The sequence below is a fragment of the Streptomyces sp. NPDC041191 genome (assembly GCF_055591945.1).
Map to the genome: position 1 here is coordinate 307,363 of NZ_JBVIZC010000002.1, position 22,848 is coordinate 330,210.

General features: G+C 73.0%; 24 protein-coding genes. 14 read left to right on the forward strand and 10 right to left on the reverse strand.

The window, feature by feature from the left end:
* Positions 1-59: 59 nt before the first annotated feature.
* Complete coding sequence (locus ACZ6AQ_RS04600) at positions 60-614, reverse strand: NuoB/complex I 20 kDa subunit family protein (protein WP_388688260.1); 555 nt, start codon at positions 612-614, stop codon at positions 60-62.
* Positions 615-631: 17 nt separating this feature from the next.
* Positions 632-991 (reverse strand): NADH-quinone oxidoreductase subunit A, encoded by a 360-nt coding sequence (locus tag ACZ6AQ_RS04605; RefSeq protein ID WP_019888619.1) that lies wholly within the window; start codon positions 989-991, stop codon positions 632-634.
* Between the two features lie 660 nt (positions 992-1,651).
* Here ACZ6AQ_RS04605 and ACZ6AQ_RS04610 point away from each other — a divergent pair.
* Entirely contained in the window at positions 1,652-2,560 is a 909-nt protein-coding gene (locus ACZ6AQ_RS04610; RefSeq protein WP_468757425.1) for a C40 family peptidase, read from the forward strand.
* A 72-nt stretch (positions 2,561-2,632) separates the two neighbouring features.
* On the opposite strand, the gene ACZ6AQ_RS04615 is transcribed toward ACZ6AQ_RS04610, so the two are convergent.
* The gene (locus ACZ6AQ_RS04615; RefSeq protein ID WP_388688267.1) at positions 2,633-3,919 is read right to left on the reverse strand and encodes a geranylgeranyl reductase family protein; all 1,287 of its coding nucleotides are present in this window, start codon (positions 3,917-3,919) and stop codon (positions 2,633-2,635) included.
* A gap of 155 nt (positions 3,920-4,074) precedes the next feature.
* Here ACZ6AQ_RS04615 and ACZ6AQ_RS04620 point away from each other — a divergent pair, with 155 nt between their 5' ends.
* Positions 4,075-4,803 carry a peptidase inhibitor family I36 protein gene (locus ACZ6AQ_RS04620; RefSeq protein ID WP_468757427.1) on the forward strand — a complete coding sequence of 243 codons (729 nt, stop codon included), beginning with the start codon at positions 4,075-4,077 and terminating at the stop codon, positions 4,801-4,803.
* Complete coding sequence (locus tag ACZ6AQ_RS04625) at positions 4,800-6,188, forward strand: phosphodiester glycosidase family protein (protein WP_468757429.1); 1,389 nt, start codon at positions 4,800-4,802, stop codon at positions 6,186-6,188. Before ACZ6AQ_RS04620 ends, ACZ6AQ_RS04625 begins: the two co-directional genes overlap by 4 nt.
* 13 nt (positions 6,189-6,201) lie before the next feature.
* On the opposite strand, the gene ACZ6AQ_RS04630 is transcribed toward ACZ6AQ_RS04625, so the two are convergent.
* From ACZ6AQ_RS04630 to mqnC, 3 genes are all read right to left on the reverse strand, one after another.
* Positions 6,202-6,897 (reverse strand): demethylmenaquinone methyltransferase, encoded by a 696-nt coding sequence (locus tag ACZ6AQ_RS04630; RefSeq protein ID WP_468757431.1) that lies wholly within the window; start codon positions 6,895-6,897, stop codon positions 6,202-6,204.
* A gap of 178 nt (positions 6,898-7,075) precedes the next feature.
* Positions 7,076-7,675 (reverse strand): imidazolonepropionase-like domain-containing protein, encoded by a 600-nt coding sequence (locus tag ACZ6AQ_RS04635; RefSeq protein ID WP_468757433.1) that lies wholly within the window; start codon positions 7,673-7,675, stop codon positions 7,076-7,078.
* A 5-nt stretch (positions 7,676-7,680) separates the two neighbouring features.
* Entirely contained in the window at positions 7,681-8,880 is a 1,200-nt protein-coding gene (mqnC, locus tag ACZ6AQ_RS04640) for a cyclic dehypoxanthinyl futalosine synthase (protein WP_388688274.1), read from the reverse strand.
* A 317-nt stretch (positions 8,881-9,197) separates the two neighbouring features.
* Between mqnC and ACZ6AQ_RS04645 the strand changes: the two genes are divergently transcribed.
* Entirely contained in the window at positions 9,198-10,274 is a 1,077-nt protein-coding gene (locus ACZ6AQ_RS04645; protein ID WP_468757435.1) for an alpha/beta hydrolase, read from the forward strand.
* Here the strand turns inward: ACZ6AQ_RS04645 and ACZ6AQ_RS04650 are convergent.
* Complete coding sequence (locus tag ACZ6AQ_RS04650) at positions 10,231-11,112, reverse strand: menaquinone biosynthetic enzyme MqnA/MqnD family protein (protein ID WP_468757437.1); 882 nt, start codon at positions 11,110-11,112, stop codon at positions 10,231-10,233. The two genes, ACZ6AQ_RS04645 and ACZ6AQ_RS04650, sit on opposite strands and share 44 nt — an antisense overlap.
* Positions 11,113-11,372: 260 nt before the next feature.
* Here ACZ6AQ_RS04650 and ACZ6AQ_RS04655 point away from each other — a divergent pair, with 260 nt between their 5' ends.
* Positions 11,373-11,576, forward strand: coding sequence for a cold-shock protein (locus ACZ6AQ_RS04655; RefSeq protein WP_388688281.1), 204 nt, complete (start codon positions 11,373-11,375; stop codon positions 11,574-11,576).
* A gap of 121 nt (positions 11,577-11,697) precedes the next feature.
* Here ACZ6AQ_RS04655 and ACZ6AQ_RS04660 read toward each other — a convergent pair whose 3' ends face one another.
* Complete coding sequence (locus ACZ6AQ_RS04660; protein WP_468757439.1) at positions 11,698-12,531, reverse strand: M23 family metallopeptidase; 834 nt, start codon at positions 12,529-12,531, stop codon at positions 11,698-11,700.
* A 137-nt stretch (positions 12,532-12,668) separates the two neighbouring features.
* Between ACZ6AQ_RS04660 and ACZ6AQ_RS04665 the strand changes: the two genes are divergently transcribed.
* The 3 genes from ACZ6AQ_RS04665 (at position 12,669) to ACZ6AQ_RS04675 (ending at position 15,971) form a co-directional block, all read left to right on the forward strand.
* On the forward strand, positions 12,669-13,067 hold the full coding sequence (locus ACZ6AQ_RS04665; RefSeq protein WP_468757441.1) for a DnaJ family domain-containing protein: 399 nt from the start codon (positions 12,669-12,671) through the stop codon (positions 13,065-13,067).
* 40 nt (positions 13,068-13,107) lie between these two features.
* A complete protein-coding gene (locus ACZ6AQ_RS04670; RefSeq protein ID WP_468757443.1) occupies positions 13,108-13,614 on the forward strand; it encodes a mycothiol transferase in 507 nt (168 codons plus the stop codon).
* A 125-nt stretch (positions 13,615-13,739) separates the two neighbouring features.
* Positions 13,740-15,971 carry an FG-GAP repeat domain-containing protein gene (locus ACZ6AQ_RS04675; RefSeq protein ID WP_468757445.1) on the forward strand — a complete coding sequence of 744 codons (2,232 nt, stop codon included), beginning with the start codon at positions 13,740-13,742 and terminating at the stop codon, positions 15,969-15,971.
* Here the strand turns inward: ACZ6AQ_RS04675 and ACZ6AQ_RS04680 are convergent.
* Entirely contained in the window at positions 15,949-16,383 is a 435-nt protein-coding gene (locus tag ACZ6AQ_RS04680) for an ATP-binding protein (protein ID WP_468757447.1), read from the reverse strand. The two genes, ACZ6AQ_RS04675 and ACZ6AQ_RS04680, sit on opposite strands and share 23 nt — an antisense overlap.
* A gap of 90 nt (positions 16,384-16,473) precedes the next feature.
* On the opposite strand from ACZ6AQ_RS04680, the gene ACZ6AQ_RS04685 reads away from it, so the two are divergent.
* Genes ACZ6AQ_RS04685 through ACZ6AQ_RS04695 form a run of 3 tightly spaced genes read left to right on the forward strand, consistent with a single transcriptional unit; the run spans position 16,474 to position 18,202 of the window.
* Positions 16,474-17,337 carry a helix-turn-helix domain-containing protein gene (locus ACZ6AQ_RS04685; protein WP_468757449.1) on the forward strand — a complete coding sequence of 288 codons (864 nt, stop codon included), beginning with the start codon at positions 16,474-16,476 and terminating at the stop codon, positions 17,335-17,337.
* Positions 17,334-17,579: a DUF397 domain-containing protein gene (locus ACZ6AQ_RS04690; protein WP_468757451.1), complete on the forward strand. Its 246-nt coding sequence runs from the start codon at positions 17,334-17,336 to the stop codon at positions 17,577-17,579. Before ACZ6AQ_RS04685 ends, ACZ6AQ_RS04690 begins: the two co-directional genes overlap by 4 nt.
* Entirely contained in the window at positions 17,576-18,202 is a 627-nt protein-coding gene (locus ACZ6AQ_RS04695) for an HAD family hydrolase (RefSeq protein ID WP_468757453.1), read from the forward strand. The genes ACZ6AQ_RS04690 and ACZ6AQ_RS04695 overlap by 4 nt, the downstream gene beginning before the upstream one ends.
* Positions 18,203-18,242: 40 nt before the next feature.
* On the opposite strand, the gene ACZ6AQ_RS04700 is transcribed toward ACZ6AQ_RS04695, so the two are convergent.
* Positions 18,243-18,617 (reverse strand): hypothetical protein, encoded by a 375-nt coding sequence (locus tag ACZ6AQ_RS04700; protein ID WP_468757455.1) that lies wholly within the window; start codon positions 18,615-18,617, stop codon positions 18,243-18,245.
* A gap of 64 nt (positions 18,618-18,681) precedes the next feature.
* On the opposite strand from ACZ6AQ_RS04700, the gene ACZ6AQ_RS04705 reads away from it, so the two are divergent.
* From ACZ6AQ_RS04705 to ACZ6AQ_RS04715, 3 genes are all read left to right on the forward strand, one after another.
* Positions 18,682-19,239, forward strand: a complete 558-nt coding sequence (locus ACZ6AQ_RS04705; protein ID WP_468757457.1) for a TetR/AcrR family transcriptional regulator — start codon at positions 18,682-18,684, stop codon at positions 19,237-19,239.
* Positions 19,240-19,380: 141 nt separating this feature from the next.
* Positions 19,381-21,420 (forward strand): serine/threonine-protein kinase, encoded by a 2,040-nt coding sequence (locus tag ACZ6AQ_RS04710; RefSeq protein WP_468757458.1) that lies wholly within the window; start codon positions 19,381-19,383, stop codon positions 21,418-21,420.
* Positions 21,421-21,514: 94 nt separating this feature from the next.
* On the forward strand, positions 21,515-22,690 hold the full coding sequence (locus ACZ6AQ_RS04715; protein ID WP_468757845.1) for a flavin-containing monooxygenase: 1,176 nt from the start codon (positions 21,515-21,517) through the stop codon (positions 22,688-22,690).
* The last annotated feature ends 158 nt before the right edge of the window (positions 22,691-22,848 follow it).

The window sequence follows — 22,848 nt, forward strand, 5'->3', positions numbered from 1 at the left end:
GCGGCGCGCGGACGCGGGATTCTTCGCGGTCTGCGGCCCGGCGGCCGCGCGTGCGCCGGTCACCTCAGCAGGCCCTTCAGTTCGATGGTCGGCCGCGCCCTGAGCGCCGCCTCCTCCGCCTCGCGCGCCGCCTCCTCGGCGTTCACGCCGAGCTTGGAGCCCTGGATCTTCTGGTGGAGCTTGAGGATCGCGTCGAGCAGCATCTCCGGGCGCGGCGGGCAGCCGGGCAGGTAGATGTCGACGGGGACGATGTGGTCGACGCCCTGCACGATCGCGTAGTTGTTGAACATGCCGCCCGAGGAGGCGCAGACGCCCATGGAGATGACCCACTTGGGGTTGGGCATCTGGTCGTAGACCTGCCGCAGGACGGGGGCCATCTTCTGGCTGACCCGGCCGGCCACGATCATCAGGTCGGCCTGGCGCGGCGAGCCGCGGAAGACCTCCATGCCGAAGCGGGCCAGGTCGTACCGGCCGGCTCCGGTGGTCATCATCTCGATGGCGCAGCAGGCGAGGCCGAAGGTCGCGGGGAAGACGGACGCCTTGCGCACCCAGCCCGCGGCCTGTTCGACCGTCGTCAGCAGAAAGCCGCTCGGGAGTTTCTCTTCGAGTCCCATAGGTGCCCCTCAGCCCCTCAGTCCCATTCCAGGCCGCCGCGCCGCCACACGTAGGCGTAGGCGACGAAGACGGTGAGCACGAAGAGCAGCATCTCCACGAGCCCGAAAAGCCCCAGGGCGTCGAAGGTGACGGCCCAGGGGTAGAGGAAGACGATCTCGATGTCGAAGACGATGAAGAGCATCGCCGTCAGGTAGTACTTGATCGGGAAGCGGCCGCCCCCGGCGGGCGTGGGTGTCGGCTCGATGCCGCACTCGTACGCCTCAAGTTTCGCCCTGTTGTACCGCTTTGGGCCGATAAGCGTGGCCATGACCACGGAGAAGATCGCAAACCCCGCACCCAGGGCGCCGAGCACGAGGACGGGCGCGTACGCATTCACGCTCCTCGCTCCTTCCAGTCGTCCTTGACCGTTGGACCGCACCACCGGACCGTGAAAGATCACCCCCATGTGAGGCAGTTCACAAGCCCGGCTGCCCCGCATCTTATGCCTGCCCCTCTGTGATCTGCGACACGGGGTACGGCAGTGAGTTTGTGATCTCCACCACCTGACGAACGATCATGAAGCCGGATGAGGGGTGATCTTGTCGCGCGAAGCGCCCAGGCGATCACCAGATGTGACAACCGCACCGGAAATCGCTGATCGGAGGGGGTTTCGCACTATCAAGCGATGGCACGTACAGGCAAATTGGCGAAAGATCGTCCGGGGGTGATAAAGGGGGCGCCCGTCGCCCGGTCGGGGGGTCGCGCGGACGGAGGTGGACGCGTGCGCGTTTTCACGAACTCCGGTGTGACGTGCGTCACCGGCCTGACGCCCCGAAAGAAGAGGGCTTGGCCAACGGCGTCAAGAGGTGGTAGGCGTCGGGCAATTCGGGCTTTTCATTGAAAACCCTTGATCAAGCCCCGGATGACCGGCGCCCGATTTGCCCGTTACGGCGTCAATAAGGCTGCTCGGGAAGCGGATTCACAGGTTCCGAACGTAACTGTGGCGCAATCCACGTTTCTTGAAGGGAACCCTGATGCCCTGATAGCGGTTGTTCCCATGTCCCACTCCGCTCACATACCCAGCCACCGGAAGCCCCGCCGCAGCGCCTCGAAGCTCGCGCTCCGGGCCGGAGTCGCCGGTGGCGTCCTCGGCACCATCGCGGTGGCCGGTGCCGCCGGGCCGGCGAGTGCCGATCCGGTGACCGAGACCATCGAGATGCCCACCCTGGGCTCGCTCGGCACCGGCACCGGCCTCGCGAGCGCGGTCGCCGCCTCCGCCGAGGCGTCCCAGCAGGAAGCGCTCGACCAGAACCTCCGGAGCCTGGAGAACGCGGCCGTCCTGAACGCCTCCAAGGAGGCCACGAAGGCCAAGGCCGAGGCGGACCGCAAGGCCGCGGCCGAGCGCGCCGAGAAGGCCCGCCTCAAGGCCGAGCAGGAGCGCAGGGCCGCCGAGGAGGCCGCCGAGCGCGCCTCCCGCAGCCGTGCGCGCACCCAGCTCGCCACCGTCGCCACGACCGCGTCCGACGACGGCGGCTCGTCGTCCTCCGGCGGCTCGTCCTCCGACGGCGGCTCCGGCGCCTCCACCGGCGAGGAGCGCTCCCAGGCCCCCAGCGGCTCCGCCGCCGCGATCGTGGCCTTCGCCCGCGCGCAGGTCGGCGACTCCTACGTCACCGGCGGCACGGGCCCCAACTCGTGGGACTGCTCCGGCCTCGTCCAGGCCGCCTACCGCCAGGCCGACATCGACCTGCCGCGCATCTCGTACGAGCAGTCGAGCATGGGCACCTCCGTCTCCCTGGGCAACCTCCAGCCGGGCGACATCCTGTACTGGGGAAGCCGCAGCGGCTCGTACCACGTCGCCATCTACGTGGGCGGCGGCAAGTACGTCGGCGCGCAGAACTCGTCCACCGGCGTGGTCGAGCGCTCGCTCGACTGGGACCCGCCGTCGGGCGCCGTGCGCATCCTCTGAGCGTTCCCGTTCCACGGCGAAGGGCCGTCACTCCTCGGGGGAGTGACGGCCCTCCGGCGTGCCGGGCCCGGGTCAGGCGCGGGGCGCCACCTTCGACAGTCCGTTGATGATGCGGTCCATCGCGTCGCCGCCCGTCGGGTCGGTGAGGTTGGCCAGCATCTTCAGGGTGAACTTCATCAGGAGCGGGTGGGTGAGGCCGCGCTGGGTCGCGATCTTCATGACCTTCGGGTTGCCGATGAGCTTCACGAAGGCGCGGCCCAGCGTGTAGTAGCCGCCGTAGGTGTCCTTGAGGACCTGCGGGTAGTTCCGCAGGGCCAGTTCGCGCTGGGCCGGGGTCGCGCGGGCGTGGGCCTGGACGATGACGTCCGCCGCGATCCGGCCCGACTCCATGGCGTACGCGATGCCCTCGCCGTTGAACGGGTTGACCAGGCCGCCCGCGTCACCGACGAGCAGCAGCCCCTTGGTGTAGTGGGGCTGCCGGTTGAAGGCCATCGGCAGGGCGGCGCCCCGGATCGGCTGCGTCATGTTCTCGGGGGTGTAGCCCCAGTCCTCCGGCATGGAGGCGCACCACGCCTTGAGGACCTCGCGCCAGTCCAGCTCGCGGAACGCCTTCGAGGAGTTGAGGATGCCGAGGCCCACGTTGGACGTGCCGTCGCCCATGGGGAAGATCCAGCCGTAGCCGGGCAGGAGGCGGTCCTGCGGGCCGCGCCGGTCCCACAGCTCCAGCCAGGACTCCAGGTAGTCGTCGTCGTGCCGGGGGGACGTGAAGTACGTGCGGACGGCGACGCCCATCGGCCGGTCCTCGCGCCGGTGCAGGCCCATGCCGAGGGAGATGCGGGTGGAGTTGCCGTCGGCGGCGACGACCAGCGGGGCGTGGAAGGTGACCTCGCGCTTCTCCTCGCCCAGCTTGGCGTGGACGCCGGTGATCCGGCCCGTGCGGTCGTCGAGGATCGGGGCGCCGACGTTGCAGCGCTCGTACAGCCGGGCCCCGGCCTTCTGCGCCTGGCGGGCGAGCTGCTCGTCGAAGTCGTCGCGCTTGCGGACCAGTCCGTAGTCCGGGTACGAGGCGAGGTCCGGCCAGTCCAGCTCCAGGCGGACGCCGCCGCCGATGATCCGCAGGCCCCGGTTCCGCAGCCAGCCGGCCTCTTCGGAGATGTCGATGCCCATGGCGACGAGCTGCTTGGTGGCGCGGGGGGTGAGGCCGTCGCCGCAGACCTTCTCGCGCGGGAAGGCGGTCTTCTCCAGGAGGAGGACGTCGAGTCCGGCCTTGGCCAGGTAGTACGCCGTGGTGGAACCGGCCGGGCCCGCCCCGACGACGATCACATCGGCGCTGTGCTCGGAGAGGGGCTGCTCGGTCACGGCGGGTCTCCCGGTGGTGGGGCGATGAGGACGTGTCGCAGTCTATGGGGGCCGGTCGCGCCGGGACCGGAGGGTCGCCCGCCGACGCCTTCCGACGTCTTTCGGGGGCGAACACCCGTTCCCCCGTGCCCAGGGTGATGGCACGATGATCATCCGTGACCGACCTCCGTATCGACCCACGGCGGGGCGCGCTGATCACGGCCGCCCTCGCCCTCCTCTGCTCGGTGTTCCTCGTGCTGCCCGCGAACGCCGACCCCGCCCCCTTCGACGACTGCCCGCCCGCCACCCTCTGCCTCTACTCCGGGGCCGGCGGGACCGGCGAGCGGAAGGACTTCACCGACCGGCAGGCCGCCGAGAGCTACGACGCGGCCTGGGACGGCAGGACCCTCTCGGCGAAGAACAACACCGCCCTGTGGGCCTGCGTCTACGGCGGCCCCCGGTACGGCGGCCGCCTGGAGACCGTCAAGCCCGGCAACAAGGACGCGTACGCGGCCGGTGCCGTCCGCGCCCACAAGCTGGTCCCGTCCCGCGCGCTCTGCTTCACCGGCTACGAGCGCTGCCCCGACAACCGGGTCTGCACCTTCACCGAGCAGAACGGCCGAGGCCCGATGACCGTCCACCTCCCCGCGACCGACCCCGCCACCCGGAACTACGGCAGCAGCTACGGCCCCGAGGCCGCGCCCCGGTCCGTCTGGAACCGCACGCGGAAGCACGTCTGCTTCTACCCCGAACCGACGTACACCGGGAGCTGGCCCGACCCCGCGAGCCAGAAGAGGTTCGGCGCGTACGTCGTCCTGCGCGGCGACAGCACCACCGTCCCGGCGCCGTTCGCCGGTACCTTCCGCTCGCACGAGCTCGTCGACGGAACGGCGGCCTGCGCATGACCGCCGACCGCCGCCGCCGGGCCGCCGCCGCCGTCGCGCTCGGCGCCGCCCTCGTCCTCACCTCCCCCGTGTCCACCGCCTCCGGCGCCGGCGAACCGGCCCCGAGCCCGCTCACCGCCCGCTGGACCCAGGGGACCCCCGTCCCGGTCGCCCCCGGCGTCACCCGCACCACCTGGACCGAGACCACCCCCGACAACCGCGCCGAGGCCCGCGTCCTCCAGATCGTCGAGATCGACCCCACCGCCGGGGCGCTCACCCTGGAGGCCACCGTCGGCACGAACGACTCCACCGCCGAGACGCTCCCCGAGCAGCTCGCCCAGGTCACCCCCGTCCCCACCCGCCACCCCCACGCGGGCGTCAACGGCGGCCTGTTCCAGCTCGAACCCGCCGGAGCGGGCGCCAGGAAGACCGTCGCACACACCGGTGTCTCCGCCACCGACGGCGTCCTGCACAGCTCCGGCTGCTGGAGCGGCGGCAAGGGCAGCTCCGGCGCGGTGATCCAGTACGGCCTCCCGTACATCACCAAGCTCCGCGCCGACCTGAAGCTGACCGCGTCCTCCGGCGAGAGCGTCCGGATCGACGACGTCAACCGGACCCCGGGCCGCGCCCCACACTGCGCGCGCGACGCCGAGGACGTCCAGGTCGGCGCGAGTCCCCCGGTCTTCACCGACCCCGACGAGATCGTCGTCTTCACCGACGACTACGGAGTTCCCGTCCCGAAGCCCGGCACGGACCCGGCCGTCGCCGCCACCGCCGACCCCGGCTTCGAGGTCGTCGTCGACGCGCACGGCGTGGTGACGGACGCCCACGAGGGCCGCGGCGGGACGTCCGTGCCCGCGGGCGGGCACGTCCTCCAGGGCGTCGGCGACGGCGCCCGGTGGCTCCGTGAGCGGCTCGTCCGCGACGACACGGTGACGATCGGGCAGAAGCTCCACGACGTCACCATGGACCGGGACATCCCGCTGGACGACTCGGTCGACGTCGTGAGCTCCTTCCACCCGCTGCTGCGCTCCGGGGAGGTCCCGGCCGAACTGCCCGACTCGTGCAGCGGTACCGAGAAGGGGGCCGACGGCACCACCCTGATCTGCACCGATTCGCGCACCGCCCTCGGCACCAACGTGCGGGGCCGCCCGGTGCTCGTCACCCTCACCGGGCGGGCCAACGAGGACGGCGACTACCTGCGGAGCTTCGCCGCCCTGCTCGCCTCCCCCGAGCTCGGCATCATCGACGCGCTGAACCTGGACGGCGGCGGCTCCACCACCCTGCAGACGGGCGGAGAGCTCCACACCCCGCCGACGGACCGCGTGAACGGCACGCTCGTGCACCGGAGCGTCGCGGACGCGGTGTACACGGGCGTGGGCGGCTACGGGCTGTACGCGCGGTAAGGGGTCCGGGTCGTCAGGCGGCCTTGAAGCCGCGGTGCAGGGCGACGATGCCGCCCGTCAGGTTCCGGTAGGCCACCTTCGACCAGCCCGCCCCGGCGAGCATGCCCGCCAGGGTGGGCTGGTCCGGCCAGGACCGGATGGACTCGGCGAGGTACACGTACGCGTCGGGGTTGGAGGAGACCGCGCGGGCCACCGGCGGCAGCGCGCGCATCAGGTACTCCTCGTACACCGTGCGGAACGGCGCCCAGGTGGGGTGCGAGAACTCGCAGATGACGACCCGGCCGCCCGGCTTCGTCACCCGGTACAGCTCGCGGAGCGCCTGCTCGGTGTCCTGGATGTTGCGCAGCCCGAAGGAGATGGTGACGGCGTCGAACACGTCGTCGCGGAAGGGCAGTCGCGTGCCGTCGCCCGCCGTGAACGGCATCCACGGGTGGCGCTGCTTGCCGACCCGCAGCATCCCGAGCGAGAAGTCGCAGGGCACGACGTACGCCCCCGCGCGGGCGAAGGGCTGCGAGGAGGTGGCCGTGCCCGCGGCGAGGTCGAGGACCTTCTGCGCCGGGCGGGCGTCGACCGCCTTGGCGACCTCCTTGCGCCAGCGCCGGTCCTGGCCGAGGGAGAGCACGTCGTTGGTGAGGTCGTAGTTGGCCGCCACGCCGTCGAACATGGTGGCGACTTCGTGCGGCTGCTTGTCCAGGGTGGCGCGGGTCACGGGCGTTCGGCCTCGCAGAATCGGAGACGGGCGGGCGGCCCCATTGTCTCAGGGCGCCTCCCGCCCCGACCGGCAGGGCACGCACGGGACCGGCCGGCAGGGCACGCACGGGACCGGTCGGCGGGACAGGCATGGGACCGGCCGGCGGGGCGCGCCCGGACGGTCCGCCGGGACGCGTTCAGTGGGACCGGTGGACCAGCCGGCCGCCGAGGACGGTGGCGACGCAGGTCGAGGCGCCGAGGCGGACCAGGGCCGCCCGGTCGGGGACGTCGAAGACGGCGAAGCGGGCGGGGCCGCCCGGCACCGGGGCGGGCAGCAGCACCAGCGGCTGCGGGGAGAAGGACGGGGGGCCGGGAAGCCGCTCCGGGCGGCGGCCGACGGCGAGTCCGGCCCGGCGCACGGCGTCCGCGGCGGCCCGGCTCCGCAGTTCGCCCGCGACGGCGACCGTCCCGTGGGCGAGGAGCCGCTGCACGCCCCGGCGGGCGGAGGCGCCGCGCCGGGAGGGGTCGGCCCGGAAGATCCGCTGCGCCCGCTCCCCCGGGATCGGTTCGGTGCCGAACCCCTCGGCCTCCCGGGGATCCGGGTGGTACACGCCCTCCAGGAGTTCGGGCGCGAAGGGGTTGAGGAGCCCGGGGGTGAGGATGCCGGGCCACTCCCGCACCCGTGCGTCGGGGCGTACGGCGACCAGGTCCTCGTACGGGCCGACGGCGGCGATCAGACCGCCGTCGACCAGCACGGCGGTCTCGGGCGACGCCTCGGCGACGTGGATCGTCAGCACGCGCGTCAGCGGGCGTCGAGGAGCTTCAGCTCCGGGTGGGCCGTGCCGCCCTCGATCGCGACGGACGAGATGTGGGAGGCGACGCGCTCGTCGACCGGGTCGTTCGCCGGGTCGTCGTGGACGACGAGGTGCTCGTACGTGGTGGAGCGCTGCGCCGGGACGCGGCCCGCCTTGCGGATCAGGTCGATGATCTCCAGGCGGTTGGAGCGGTGCTTCGCCCCGGCGGAGGAGACGACGTTCTCCTCCAGCATGATCGAGCCGAGGTCGTCGGCGCCGTAGTGCAGGGAGAGCTGGCCGACCTCCTTGCCGGTGGTCAGCCAGGAGCCCTGGATGTGGGCGACGTTGTCGAGGAAGATCCGGGCGATCGCGATCATCCGCAGGTACTCGAAGAGCGTGGCCTGCGTACGGCCTTTGAGGTGGTTGTTCTCGGGCTGGTACGTGTACGGGATGAAGGCCCGGAAGCCGCCCGTCCGGTCCTGCGTGTCGCGGATCATCCGCAGGTGCTCGATCCGCTCGGCGTTGGTCTCGCCGGTGCCCATGAGCATGGTGGAGGTGGACTCCACGCCGAGGCCGTGGGCGATCTCCATGATCTCCAGCCAGCGCTCGCCGGACTCCTTGAGCGGGGCGATGGCCTTGCGGGGGCGCTCGGGCAGCAGCTCGGCGCCGGCGCCGGCGAAGGAGTCGAGGCCGGCGGCGTGGATGCGGCTGATCGCCTCCTCCACGGGGACGCCGGAGATGCGGGCCATGTGCTCGATCTCGGAGGCGCCGAGGGAGTGGATGACGAGCTGCGGGAACGCGGCCTTGATGGCGGCGAAGTGCTCCTCGTAGTACTCGACGCCGTAGTCCGGGTGGTGGCCGCCCTGGAACATGATCTGGGTGCCGCCCAGCTCCACGGTCTCCGCGCAGCGGCGCAGGATGTCGTCGAGGTCCCGGGTCCAGCCCTTCTTCGTGTCCTTCGGCGCGGCGTAGAAGGCGCAGAACCTGCACGCCGTCACGCAGACGTTCGTGTAGTTGATGTTCCGCTCGATGATGTACGTCGCGATGTGCTCGGTCCCCGCGTACCGGCGGCGGCGCACGGCGTCGGCGGCGGCGCCGAGGGCGTGCAGGGGCGCCGAGCGGTAGAGGTCGAGCGCCTCCTCGGGGGTGATCCGGCCGCCTTCGGCTGCGCGGTCGAGAACGGACTGGAGTTCGGCCTTCTCGGTCACCGGACGCGTCCCTTTCGGAGGATTTGACGGACCGAACCAGCGTACGCCAGGGGTTCCGGCGGCTTCCGCAGGGTGGGGCGGGGAGGTACGGGCGGCCGGGCGGCGGTGCGGCGGACGGGTGGTCGCGCCGGACACGACCCCCTCTTTCGGCTCGGAACGGGCCGATTCGCCCCCGTCGGGGCCTTCCTGCCCCTACCGTCCCTATCGCCCTCACCATTCCCTTCCTCCGCACCGCCCCCCGTCCCACCGCCCCCACCGCCCCCGTCTCCCCCGTCTCCCCCTCTCTCCCGCCGTCCCGAAGGAACCGGAGTCGCGCCGTGACACGTCCGCCCCGGAGGTCCCGCCCCGTCGCCGCCGTGCTCGTCCTCCTGCTCGCCGTGGTGCTCGCCCTCGCCGGCGGCCGCGAGACCGACGGGGAGGCGTCCCTCTTCTTCGGCGGGCCCGCGTCCGGCCCGGCGACCGCCGCGAGGGTGCCCGGGCGGCCCGTGACGGTCTATCCGACCGGGCCGAGGGCGCTGTTCGCGGTCGCGGGGACGGTGGACGACGGCACCAGGATCGGCGTCACCACGCTCATCGGCCGGAAGTCGGGGTTCACGGGCAAGGTGTGGGTGTGGGCACCGCCGCAGTACTTCGAACCGAGGTACGCCCGCAGCGGCTTCCCGGTCCTCGTGGCCCTGCCGGGCGGGCATGGGTATCCGGTGAACTACTGGCGCTCCCCGGCCATGGGGCTCCAGTCGGCCATCTCCCGGTGGTCCCGCGAGGGGAAGAGCCTGCCGTTCATCGTGGCGATGCCCGTCCTCAACCCGGACGCCCGCCACTACTACGACGGCAGTGACATTCCGGGCCGCCCGAGAATGGGCACCTGGCTCACCGAGGACATACCGGATTTCGTCCGCGCGAACTTCCGGACGTTCGCCTCGCGGGACGGCTGGGCGTTCATGGGGTTCTCGTCCGGGGGCTTCGTCGGGCTGAAGTCCGTCCTCCAGCACCCGGACCGGTTCAAGGCCGCCATCGCCTCCGGGCCCGATGTCGTACCGGACTCGCCGCTGTGGCGGGGGCACGAGGCCGAGCGGCGGGCGAACGACCCCGGGCGGCTCGCCGCGGCCCTGGCCCGCCGCCCGGACACGCCGGGGAACGACGTGTACCTGGCGTTCCAGCTCGGTTCGCGGGAGTCCGTGATCGGCCCGTCGGTGCGCCGGTTCGTCCGGGCGCACACCGGGGGGCCGGTGAAGAGCCGCCTCCAGGTCATCCCGGGCGGCGGACACAACGCCCGGAGCTACCTGGCGGGCCTGGGCGCCGGGTCCCTGGAGTGGGTCAGCCGGCGGCTCCAGGGGCCCGTGGCCGACCCGGTCAGGGAGCCGGGCGTGCGGCGGGCGGCAGCAGTTCGACGGTGACGTCCGCCGGGAAGCCGGTCGTGGGGCCGGTCCGGCGGGCGAACTCGCGGACGCCCGCGAGCTGGTCGGGGCCGAAGCGGAAGTCGAGGGTGCGGAAGTACTTCTCCAGGAGCGCCGCGTCGAAGTCCTCCCAGCGGGCCGCCTGCTCGGCGACCTTGGTGACCTCTTCGAGGGAGAGGTCGCGCGAGGCCAGGAACGCCTGGTGGACCTCGTGGACGGTCTCCGGTTCGCGCGCCAGGTAGTCCTCGCGCGCCGCCCACACGGCGAAGACGAACGGGAGGCCCGTCCACTCCTTCCACAGGAGGCCCAGGTCGTGGACCTGGAGGCCGAGCCGGGGCGCGTCGTGCAGCGAGGCCCGCAGGGCCGCGTCGCCGATGAGGACGGCGGCCTCGGCCTCCCGCATCATCAGGCCGAGGTCCGGCGGGCAGGTGTAGTAGTCGGGCTCCACCCCGTACCGCTCGGCGAGGAGGAGCTGGGCGAGGCGCACGGAGGTGCGGGAGGTGGAGCCGAGGGCCACGCGCGCGCCGTCGAGCTGTTCGAGGGGCCGCTGCGACACGATCACGCAGGACATGACCGGGCCGTCGCAGCCGACGGCGATGTCCGGGAGGGCGACCAGGCCGTCCGCGTTGCGGAGGTACTCGACGAGGGTGATGGGGCCGATGTCGAGGTCGCCCCGGACGAGCTGTTCGCTGAGCTTCTCGGGGGTGTCCTTGGTGAGCTCCAGGTCCAGGAGCGTCCCCGTCCTGGCCAGGCCCCAGTAGAGGGGGAGGCAGTTCAGGAACTGGATGTGCCCCACGCGGGGCCTGCTGCGCTGGTGGTCTCCGGTTGTTTTGTCCACATCGCGAGGCTAGACCCGCCCCGCGCGGCGGGCGCCGCCGGGGCACGCGCGTCAGCGGCCGGAGGAGGTTCAAACACGTGGGTGAAGTGATCTTCACCTCTACCCTCTCGCGTGGTCCGCGTGCTAGGCTCGTCGCAAGTTGCAGTTTGGTTTCCCTTGCAGTACAGAGCCTGCGGAGCATGTGACCCGCAGGCTTTTGTAGTTTTCAGACTTCTTTGCAGGTTCTGGAGCAGGGCAACCCTTTGGCCCAAGGAGGGCTTATGGCTACCGGAACCGTCAAGTGGTTCAACGCTGAAAAGGGCTTCGGCTTCATCGCCCAGGACGGCGGCGGCCCGGATGTCTTCGTCCACTACTCCGCGATCAACGCGAACGGCTTCCGTTCGCTCGAGGAGAACCAGACCGTGACCTTCGACGTCACGCAGGGCCCGAAGGGCCCGCAGGCGGAGAACGTCACCCCGGCCTAAGTGCCCGGGTGGTCGATCACCAACGACTAGAGCAGTACCCAAGGAGCCCCGCTCCGTGCCTCGCGGCACGAGCGGGGCTCCTGCCCTTTCCGGGGGCCGCCGACCGGCCCCGGCAGGGTGGTCAGCAGGTGGGGACGACGGTTCCGTTGTTGTCGCGGGCCTCGTCGTTGCCCCAGCGGGACAGGTAGTACGCGGAGACGTACGCGCCCCGGCCGTTCTTCCCGGCGTACACGGTGTCGAGGTCGGTCCGCAGCCACCAGTGGTTGTAGTTGCCGGAGGCGTCGCGGACCTCCTGGCCCCAGACCTTGCAGTAGACGTAGTTCGTGCCGGCGTTCAGCACGCCCTGGGCGTCGTTCGTGTTGGCCTGGGCGTAGCCGGTGGCGTTGGCGAAGGTGTCGACCCAGTACTTCCCGCTCCCGCCCGAGCAGCCGTTGTCGCTGGTCAGGTGCTTGGAGCCGTAGGACCCGGGGTAGGGCGCGAGGGAGACGCCGTTGATCACGATGTTCTGGCCGACGCCGTTGTAGAGCTGTTCGTAGTGGATGTGGGCGCCGGAGCTGTTGCCGGTGGAGCCGGTGGTGCCGATCTGCCGGCCCTGGGAGACGGCGGCGCCGTGGGCGACCGAGTAGGCGTTGAGGTGGAAGTAGTACGTCTTCCAGCCGCCGCCGTGGTCGATCACGATGTAGTTCCCGGCGCCGGACGGCTGGGAGTAGCGGTAGGCGGTGCCGGACGCCGAGGCGAGGACCGGGGCCCCGGCGGTGGCGCCGCCGTCCGAACGGACGAAGTCGAGCGCCTGGCGGACCTCGGCCGAGTGGTGGCTGTAGGTCCATTTCTGGCCACAGGCGAAGGGCGCCTTGAAGAGCGGCGCGGCCTGGGCGGGGGTCGTGGTCACGAGCGCGGTGAGCAGGCCCGCGACGAGCGCGAGGAGGGTGCCGAGGGGGGTGATCCGTGCACGCATGCGTCCTCCGGTGCGAGGCGGTGACGAGGGGCGGGGGGTGGCGCGCGTCGGGCGGACCCCAGGGTGCCGGAAGACCGCGCGGCGCAGTAGACCGCGACGGCCACACCCCGGACGGGCCGGATACGTAGTCTGGACACATGACCGAACGCAAGCCGCCCGGAGTGGGCTTCGAGTCGTTCGTGGACAAGCAGATCCGCGAGGCCGCGGAACGGGGCGAGTTCCGGAGCCTGCCCGGCTTCGGGAAGCCCCTTCCGGACGACTCGGCCCCGTACGACGAGCTGTGGTGGATCAAGGGCAAGATGCACCGCGAGGGCGCGTCCGTGCTGCCGCCCTCCCTCGCCCTGCGCAAGGAGGCCGAGGACGCGGAGGCGGCGGTGGCCGCCGCCGTCTCGGAGAGCCAGGTCCGCCGTCTCCTCGGCGAGATCAACACGAAGATCGCCGAGGCCCTGCTCCGCCCGCCGGCCGGCCCCCCGCTGCACCTCGGGCCGTTCGACGTGGAGGCGGAGGTGGAACGCTGGCGGGAGGGGCGTTCCTGATCACCGACCCCGTCGCGGAAGCGGCACCGGAAGGAGACCCATGAAGACCGCCGATCTGCTGGCCGACGCGTTCGGCCGGGTGAGCGAGGCCGTCCACGGGGCCGTGGAGGGCCTCACGGAGGACGAGCTGGCCGTCCGGATCGATCCGGACGCCAATCCGATCGCCTGGCTCGTCTGGCACCTCACCCGCGTCCAGGACGACCACCTCGCGGACGCCTTCGGTACGGAACAGGTGTGGACCGCCGGCGGCTGGGCGGACCGCTTCGGCCTCCCGTTCCCCGACGGGGCGACCGGGTACGGCCAGACGAGCGCCGAGGTGGGGCGGGTCCGCGCCCCGGCCGAGCTGCTGCTCGGCTACCACGACGCCGTGCGCGACCGGACCGCCGGACTGGTCGGCGCGGTGGGGGACGCGGACCTGGACCGGGTGGTGGACACGGCCTGGGACCCGCCGGTCACCCTCGGCGTCCGGCTGGTCTCGGTGATCGCGGACGGCCTCCAGCACGCGGGACAGGCGGCGTACGTGCGGGGCGTGGTGGAGCGGGCGTAGGCGGCGGCGCCGGGGAGGTCCGGCGGCCCGTCGCCGCAGCGCGTACAACCACCCGCCCCCGTCGAAGGTCTGTTCATGTGCCGCACGGGATCTCGCGCGGCACACGAGCCTTCCCGGGGGGACCCTTGCACTCCGTACGCACCACCCGGCACCGCGTCTCCGCCGCGGTCGCCACCGTCCTGGCGGTCACCCTCGGCGCCGGTGCGGCCACCCCGGCGACGGCCGCACCGGCGCCCGCCCCGCCCCCCGCCGTCACCGGAGCGGCCGGCACGACGGCGGTCGTGCCCTTCCCGAGCGGCGGAACGGTCACCGGCGCCGGCACGACCGGCTTCCTGTCCTGGACCGGCAGCGGGCGGGGCATCGACCAGGTCTGGACGCGGTTCTCCGACGGGTCGACGACCGCCTTCCCCTCCGAGCTGGCGTCCTTCCCGTCGTACGCCTCCGACGCGGTCGCCCTCTACGGCCCGCGCAACGTCGATCTCGTGGACACGGTCACGGGAGAGACGACGCTCTCCGTCCCCCTCACCCCGGGCACGAGCTTCGCGGGAGCCGCCGGCTCCACCGTCCTGCTCCGCACCGGCGGGGAGATCTCCCTGCGCGACCGGTCCGGCGGCGTCCCGGTCACGCGTCCGGTGACGGGCCTCCCGGCCGTCACGGGCAAGGCGTTCACCGTCGCCGGCACGGCCTCCCACGCCCTGCTCAGGTTCCAGACCCTCAGCGGCGGCAGGACGGTGTGGAACTGGGCCCTGATCGACCTGGCCACCGCGTCCGTCACGGAGAAGCGGCAGATCGCCGCCGCCGCGGACCAGGACGTTCCGCTCGCCCTCTCCGCCACCCACGTGGCCTGGGTGGGGACCGGCCCCGGGGGCGGCCCGGCGGTCCACGTGGCCGAGCGCGGCGGCGGCCGTACGCAGTACTTCCCGGTCGGCACCTCCTCCGACGTCGCGGTGGGTCTGGTCGGCGACTGGGTGACGTACGGGCAGCGCCAGGGGATCAGCGCCTACTCCCCGGACCCGCTGTACGCGCTGACCGCCCGCTCCCTGCGGACGACCGCCACCCGCACGCTCCTGGACCACCAGCTCTCCTCCGCCCCCGCTCCGGACGGGGCGCTGCTGGTGCGCGGCGGGACGGTCACGAAGGGCGAGGGCCTGTACCGGATCGCCCCGGGCGCGGACGGGGCGCCGGTCGCCGTGTTCGTCGCGAGCACCGGCGAACCGACGAAGGTGACCCTCCTCGGCCACTCCGTGCCCGCCACGGTCTCTCCCCGCGCCTCGGACGGCCACATCCCGCTGTCGTGGACCCTGTCCCGGAGCAACGTCGCGCTGACGGTCACCCTGCGCCACACGAAGACCGGCGCGACGAAGAAGAAGACCCTGTACCCGATGGACCCCGGCGCCTCGCGGATCGACTTCGACTGGAAGGGCGACGTCGCGTGGAAGGGCGATCCGGACATGGCGTCCGGCGCTCCGAGCGGGGCGTACACCTGGGCGATCGACGCCGCGCCGCGCAACGGCATCGGGCCGAACCTGCGCGCCTCCGGTTCGTTCACGCTCACCCGCGGGCCCGCGCTCCACGACTACGACGGCAACGGTTCGCCCGACGTCGTCTCGCGCGACTCCTCGGGCCGGCTGCGGCTGCACGAGGTGTTCCCGTCGCAGTGGTTCGACGATACCTACCGGCTCCGGGGATCGCTCCTGGGCGGCGGCTGGCAGGTCTACGACCGGATCGAGTCGGCGGGCAACCTCGGCGGCTCGGCCGTGAGCGACCTCGTGGCCCGGGACCGGGCCGGCGACCTGTGGCTGTACAAGGGCCGGGGCGACGGCACGCTCACGGGCCGCACCCGGATCGGCGGCGGCTGGAACACGTACCACACGCTCACCGCCGGGAGCGACCTCACCGGGGACGGCCGCTCCGACCTCCTCGGCGTCGACAGGGCGGGCGCCCTCTGGCTCCACCGGGGCACCGGCAAGGACACCGCTCCCTTCGCCCCGCGCGTGAAGCTCGGCGGAGGCTGGGGCGCCTACAACCAGATCACCGCCGTCGGCGACGTGGCGGGCGCCCCGGCCGGGGACCTCGTCGCCCGTGACACCGCCGGTGTCCTCTGGCTGTACCTGGGCAAGGGCGACGGGACCTTCGCGCCGCGCATGCGGCTCGGCAGCGGCTGGAACGGCTACGGCGAGCTGATCGGCGTCGGCGACGTGAACGGCGACGGCCGCGCCGACCTGTACGCCACCGGCCCCGACGACACCGCGTACCTGTACCGGGGAACGGGTTCCTGGCAGTCCCCCTTCCGGCCGCGCGTGGGAATCTCGGTCCTCCGCGACAACCCCCCGCTCACCTTCGACCGCTTCGCCTGACGGGGCGGGACGCCAGCGGGACGGTCGCCCAGACCGTCTTGCCGACCTCCCGCTCCTTCACGCCCCACGTGCTCGCGAGGGCGGCGACGAGCAGCAGCCCGTAGCCGCCCTCGTCGGGCGTCCGCACCGGTGACGGTCCGTGCTCGCCGCGCGCGTCGGACACCTCGATCCGCACGTGGTCCCCGCCGGGCCGCATCCGCACCTCGAAGTCCCGCCCGGCCACCCGGCCGTGGCGGACGGCGTTGCTCGCGAGTTCGGCGAGGACCAGCTCGGCGGCCTCGGCCCCGGAGCCGGTCACGCCCCAGTCGTGGAGCTGGTTCACCCCCAGCAGACGCGCCAGGCGCGCGCCCCGGCGGGTGGCCGACAGACGGAGGACGAACTCACCGGTGGGGGTGGTGGTTTCTGACTTCATGCCCCGAGAGTGGAGCCCCGACCCTACGCTGACCAGCAGCGACGTGACGACGCTGCGTAACGGTACGGGCACGCCAAGAAGGCGGTACGGATGTCGGGGAACGAGGAGGAGAGGCCGGAACGGCCCTCCGAAGTGGACGGTACGGCGCACCTCTTCCGGGCGCTGGGGAAGATCCTGAAGGTCCTGCGGCGCAACGCGGGCCTGAGCCAGGCGGACCTGGCGGAGCTGGTGCACTGCAGCGAGGACCTGGTCTCGTCGGTCGAACGGGGCGTACGGACTCCGCAGCCGGACTTCCTGGTACGGGTGGACCCGGTGGTGAACGCGGGCGGGGTCCTCGCGGCGGCGGCGGACGACGTGCGGGAGGCGCTGGCGCGGGCACGGGTGCGGCATCCGGACTGGTTCCGGGACTTCGCCCACGAGGAGGCGAGGGCGGTCGCGCTGCACTACTACGAGGTGCAGGCGGTGCCGGGCGTCCTCCAGACGCCCGCGTACGCGCGCTCGCTGTTCGAGCACCGCCGTCCCATGCTGGACGAGGCGACCATCGAGAAGCGGGTGGCGGACCGGATCTCACGGCAGGTGCTGCTCGACCAGTGGCCCGCGCCGACGATCAGCTTCGTCCTGGAGGCAGCCGTCCTCCTCCGTCCGTTCGGCGGCCCGAAGGTGCACCGCGAGCAACTGTTGCGCATCCTCGAAGTGGCCCGGCGGCGCACGATCGAGCTCCAGATCATGCCGCAGGACAAGGACGAACACCCTTACCTGGATGGCGCCTTCACCCTGATCACTGCGAAGGGGCGGCGGGAGGTCGCGTACACCGAGATCTACGGGCACTCCCGGCTGATCACCGACCCGGAAGAGGTGCGCGCGTATACCGAGCGCTATGGGATCATCCGGGCGCAGGCACTCACACCTCGCGAGTCCCTGGACTGGATCGAGAAACTGCTGGGAGAACGATGAGCACCACGGAACTGGCCTGGTTCAAAAGCAGCTACAGCAGCTCCGAGGGTGGAAACTGCATCGAGGTCGCCTACGACTGGCACAAGTCCAGCTACAGCGGCCCCGAAGGGGGCAACTGCGTCGAGGTAGCCGCCCACCCCACCACCGTCCACGTCCGTGACTCCAAGGTCCCGCACGGGCCCCAGCTCGCGGTGGCCCCGGCCGCCTGGGCGGCGTTCGTGGACGTGGCCTCCACCGTGTGACCAGGAAGAAATTCGTCCTCTTCGACGTCGACGGCACCCTCATGGACGCCGTCGCCAACCAGCGTCGCGTCTGGCACGCGTGGGCCGCGCGGTACGGGCTCGACGGGGACGAGGTGTACGCCGTGGCGCTGCGCACCCGTCCCGTGGAGACGTTCGCGGCGGTCGTGCCGGCCGAGGACCCGGCCGCGTGCCTCGCGCTCCTGCACGCGCTGGAGGACGAGGACGTGCGCACGGGGACGTACGCGGCCTTCGACGGGGCCGCCGGGCTGCTGACCGCGCTCCCGGCGGACCGGTGGGCCCTGGTGACGTCGAACTACGAGCACCGGGTGCGGGGGCGGTTCGGGCGGACCGGGCTCCCGCTCCCGGGGCTGATCGTGGACGCGGCCTCGGTGGCGGAGGGCAAGCCGTCGCCCGTCCCGTACCTCACCGCCGCCGAGAGGCTGGGCGCGGACCCGGCGGAGTGCCTGGTGATCGAGGACGCGCCCTCGGGGGTGCGGGCGGGGCTCGACGCGGGAATGACGGTCTGGACGGTCAACGTCCCGGACCCGCACCCGGACGCCCACCGGCACTTCCCGACCCTGGCGGAGGCGGCCCCGCACGTCGTGGCGGCGCTCGGCGCCTGAACCGGCCGCGATCCACGCGCCCGGAGGCCCGGTGTCCGGGTCACCGGCTCCGCGCCCAGGCGCGTGCCGCCTCCGCGTCCTGGGTGGCCGTCGTCGGACAGCCCCAGAGTCCTTCGCCGCTGTGGACGGCCCTGGCCCGTTCCCGCGGAATGTCGGCCGGTGCCACGAAGGCGAGGCCCCGGCAGTGGGCCGTCAGGCCGGGGCGGAGTTCCCTGAGCGCGCGGACGCGGTCGGTGGCGGGGCCGCCGGCGGGGCGTCCTTCCGGCGCGGGCATCAGGAGGACGGCGGCGAAGGGGGCGGCCCGTTCGGTGAGGGCGCGCAGTTCGCGCAGGACCAGGTCCTGGGCTTCGGGCATGGGCAGACCGGTCGCGTCGATCTCGTGCACTCCGGTCCCGCGCGTCTCTCCTGTGTCCATGGGCGCGAGTGTAGAGGTATTAGTGACCGCTGGTCACTAATAAGTCCGGCATAGCCTTGCCCCGATGACCACGAACCCGAGGAACACGACCGGAAACCGGCCCGGGCGGCCCGCGCGCCTCAGTCGCGAGCTGATCGTCGAGGCCGCGCTGCGAGGGGACGTGGACACGCTCACCATGCGGGAGCTGGCGTCCCGTCTCGGGGTGTCGCACTCGTCGCTGTACCGGTGGGTGCCCGACCGGGACGGCGTGCTGGACCTGGTCAGCGAGGTCATGGTCGAGCGGGTACTGCCCGGGGACGAGCCGGGGGCCGGCGACTGGCGGGAGTGGCTCGCGCGGCTCGCGTGTGCGATGCGGGACGAGTTCCTGGCCGTGCCCGGGTACGCCGCTCACGTCGCCCGCCCCCACCGTCACCACCCGGAGTCGTTCGCACGGCTGCGGGAGCGGGTCGTCGCGGCGTTCCGGGCGGCCGGTGCGGAGGAGGGGGACGCCGAGCTGAGCTGGCAGGTGTTCGGATTCGGGGTGGTCCGGTGGCTGGGCGCGGCCGGGAACGCGCCCGAAGAACCGCCGTTCGAGGTGTTCCTCGACACCTTGTTGCGCGGGCTTCCGGTCCGGTCCGGTTAGGGCCCGCCCGATGGGCCGGGCCCCGTCCCGGCGGCCCCCCACCAGGGACTTCATCGTTCTTTCATCGCTCCTTCAACTGCGTTGCAGCGAAACACAGTTGGCGGCTCCCTGGTGGTCGACAGCTCGGTTAGGCTGACGCCCATGCAGGGGGAGTCGAACAACAATTCCAGCCCGGACGGTCTGAGCGGCAGCGGGGCGACGCCGCTGGAGCCGGAGGACCCGCGACGGATCGGCGCGTTCCGGCTGCTCGGCGTGCTCGGGTCCGGCGGCATGGGGCGGGTCTACCTCGGCGCCGTGCCGGGGAAGTTCGCCGCCGTGAAGCGGGTGCTGCCGATCCTCGCGGAGGACGCGGACTTCCTGAGCCACTTCGGGCACGAGCTGGACAACCTGGCCCGGCTGCCCGCCGGGGCCAACACCAAGCTCCTGGCGAGCGACCGCACGTCGAAGCCGCCGTGGTTCGCCACCGAGTTCATCCCGGGGATCACCCTCAACGAGGCGATCCGGCTCAACGGCGGTCCGCTGACCGGCGCGGTCCTGTGGCGGCTCCTGCGGGACGCGGCGGCCGGGCTGGCGGTGGTGCACGGCGCCGACATGGTGCACCGGGACCTCAAGCCGTCCAACGTGATGCTGACCGGGGACGGCCTGTCCCTCATCGACTTCGGCGTGGCCCGCGCCGCCGACCAGAGCCGGCTGACCAGGACCGGCATGGTCATCGGCACGCCCGCCTACATGGCCCCCGAACAGGCCGTCGCGGACCGGGAGCTGACGGGGGCGGCGGACGTGTTCGGGCTCGGCAGCCTCCTGCTGTACGCGGCGAACGGTCGGCCGCCGTTCGGCGACGGCTCCGGTCCCGGCCTGCTGTACCGGGTCGTGCACTCCGAGCCCGACGTCGGACGCCTCGCGCAGGACGACCCCGCGCTCGCGGAGCTCGTACGGAGATGTCTCGCGAAGAACCCGGCGGACCGGCCGACCGCCGACGAGCTGACCGCCCTCGCCGCGAAGGGGGCGGAAGGGGCCGCGTGGCCCGCCGCCGTCACCGAACGCATCGGTGAGCGCGCGGAGTTCGCCTCCGGCGCTCCCACGGCCGAACAGCTCGCGGAGCTGGAGCGGACCGACCCGGCCGTCACGGGCGTCCCCGACGTGCCGACGGCCTCGCTCACTCCGCAGGGCCCGCACGCGCCCGTGACCCTCTCCCCCGGCGCGGTGGGCGCCGCCGGGAACGTGCCCGGTGAGCGGCGGAAGCGGCGCAACCGGATCGCCGCGTTCGCCGTGCCCGTCGTCGTGGCGACCGGCACCACCCTGACCGTGGCCCTCGGCCCGTACGAGATCGGGCGGCTCGGCGCGGCCCCGGAGACCTCCGCGTCGCCGTCCGTCGTCGCCTCGCAGCCCGCCGCCGTGCCCGGGACGGCCTCGCCGGGGACGGGTACGCCCTCCACGGGGACGCCCACGGCGTCGCAGTCGCCGTCCACGGGGGCGTCCTCGACTCCGCCGGGCGCCTCCCCCGGCGCCCCGCTCCCGCCCGTGCCCCCGCCCGCCGGGGGCGGCGGAGGCGGCGGCGCGGGGGGAGGCGGCGGCACCGACACCGGCACCGGCTCCCTGCCCGGCGGATCGGGCTCCGGCTCCGGTTCCGGCTCCGGCTCCGGCGCGGGGGGCGGAGGCGGCGGGGGATCGAACCCGACCGTGCCCTCCGGCGGCGGGACGACGACCCGCCCCGCCCCGCAGCCGACGACCCAGAAGCCCGCACCGCCCCCGGCGACCGGCGGCGGCGGTTCGGCGCCTTCGGGGACGTACTCCCTGGAGAACGCCTCCAACGGGAAGTGCCTGGCCGAGGCCAACCCGGGGTACGCCATCTCCGCCAACACCTACACGTGTGGTTCCGCGCCCAACAGCGGCACCATCTCGTACGCCTGGACCTACTCGCCCGGCGCCAACGGCACCTTCCGGTTGGTCAACAAGAAGACCGGCCACTGCCTCCAGCCGAACGGGACCCCTGGCGCGACCGCCGCCGCCTGCAACGGCTCCAGCCTCCAGTCGTGGAAGATCGGCGCCACGACTTCCTCCGGGCGGACCCTCAAGAACGTGAACACCGGTGAGTGCCTGACGGCCGCGCCGTTCGTCATGGGCACCACCTGCAACGCGGGCAGCAGCAGCCAGCTCTGGCGGAACATCGGCGCGCTCTGAACACCCGGGAGGGGACGGGCGCGTGACCGATTCGCAACCGAACCCCCTCCCGGCCGAGACCCACCACGTGTACACGTCATTACGCTCGGCCTACATGGTCACCACCCCGCACGAACCCCCCGCCCCGCCCGTCCCCCCGGTGTACGTCGTCGGCGGCGGGCCCGGCGGCCTCGCGGTCGCCGCCGCCCTGCGCGGACGGGGCGTGCGGGCCGTCGTCCTGGAGAGGTCCGACGCCGTCGGCGCCTCCTGGCGCACCCACTACGACCGGCTGCGCCTGCACACCACCCGGCGGCTCTCCGGGCTCCCCGGCCTGAAGGTGCCCCGCTCGTTCGGCCGCTGGGTCGCCCGCGCCGACGTCGTCCGCTACCTGGAGACGTACGCCGAGAAGCACGAGCTGGAGGTCGTGACGGGCGTCGAGGTCTTCCGCGTCGAGCGGTCCGGGAAGGACTGGGTCCTGCACGCGACCGGCGGGCGCCGGCTCACCGGGAGCGCGGTCGTGGTGGCCACCGGGTACAACCACACCCCGTACCTCCCGGAGTGGCCCGGACGGGAGACGTACGGGGGCGAGCTGAGCCACGCGCGCGCGTACCGGAACCCGGGGCCGTACGAGGGGAAGGACGTCCTGGTCGTGGGCGCCGGGAACACGGGCGCCGAGATCGCCGCCGACCTCGCCGGGGGCGGCGCGGCGCGGGTGCGGCTCGCGGTGCGGACGGTCCCGCACATCGTGCGCCGCACGACGCTCGGCTGGCCCGCCCAGCGCACCGGCATCCTGGTGCGGCGGCTGCCGGTGGCCGTGGTGGACCGGCTGGGGGCGGTGATGGCCCGCGCCGCCGCGCCCGACCTCACGGCGTACGGGCTGCCCCGGCCGGACAGCGGTCTCGCCACCCGCCAGCGGCAGGGGGCGATACCGGTGCAGGACGTGGGTCTGGTCGACGCCGTGCGGGCCGGGAAGGTCGAGATCGTCGCGGCCGTCGAGGGCTTCGAGGGCGACGACGTCCTCCTCGCGGACGGCACCCGGATCACCCCGGACGCGGTGATCGCGGCGACCGGCTACCGCCGCGCCCTGGAACCGCTCGTCGGCCACCTGGGCGTGCTCGACGACCGGGGACGGCCGGTGGTCCACGGCGCCCGCTGCCCGCGCGAGGCGCCGGACCTGTACTTCACCGGGTTCACCAACCCGATCAGCGGCATGCTCCGGGAGCTGGCGATCGACGCGGAGAGGATCGCGCGGGCGATCGCGCGCCGGGCGGCGAGGGCCGGGCGCGCCTGAAGCCTCGCGCGGCGGCGCCCGCCCCGGCCCCCGGTGCCGTGACCGCCGGTCGGAGGGGGCCGCCGGTCGGAGGGGGCCGCCGTCCGAAGGGGCGGGTTGCCGTCCGGAGCGGACTGCCGTCCGAAGGGGCGGGCCCGGCAATCCGGTTGGGTTCCCGC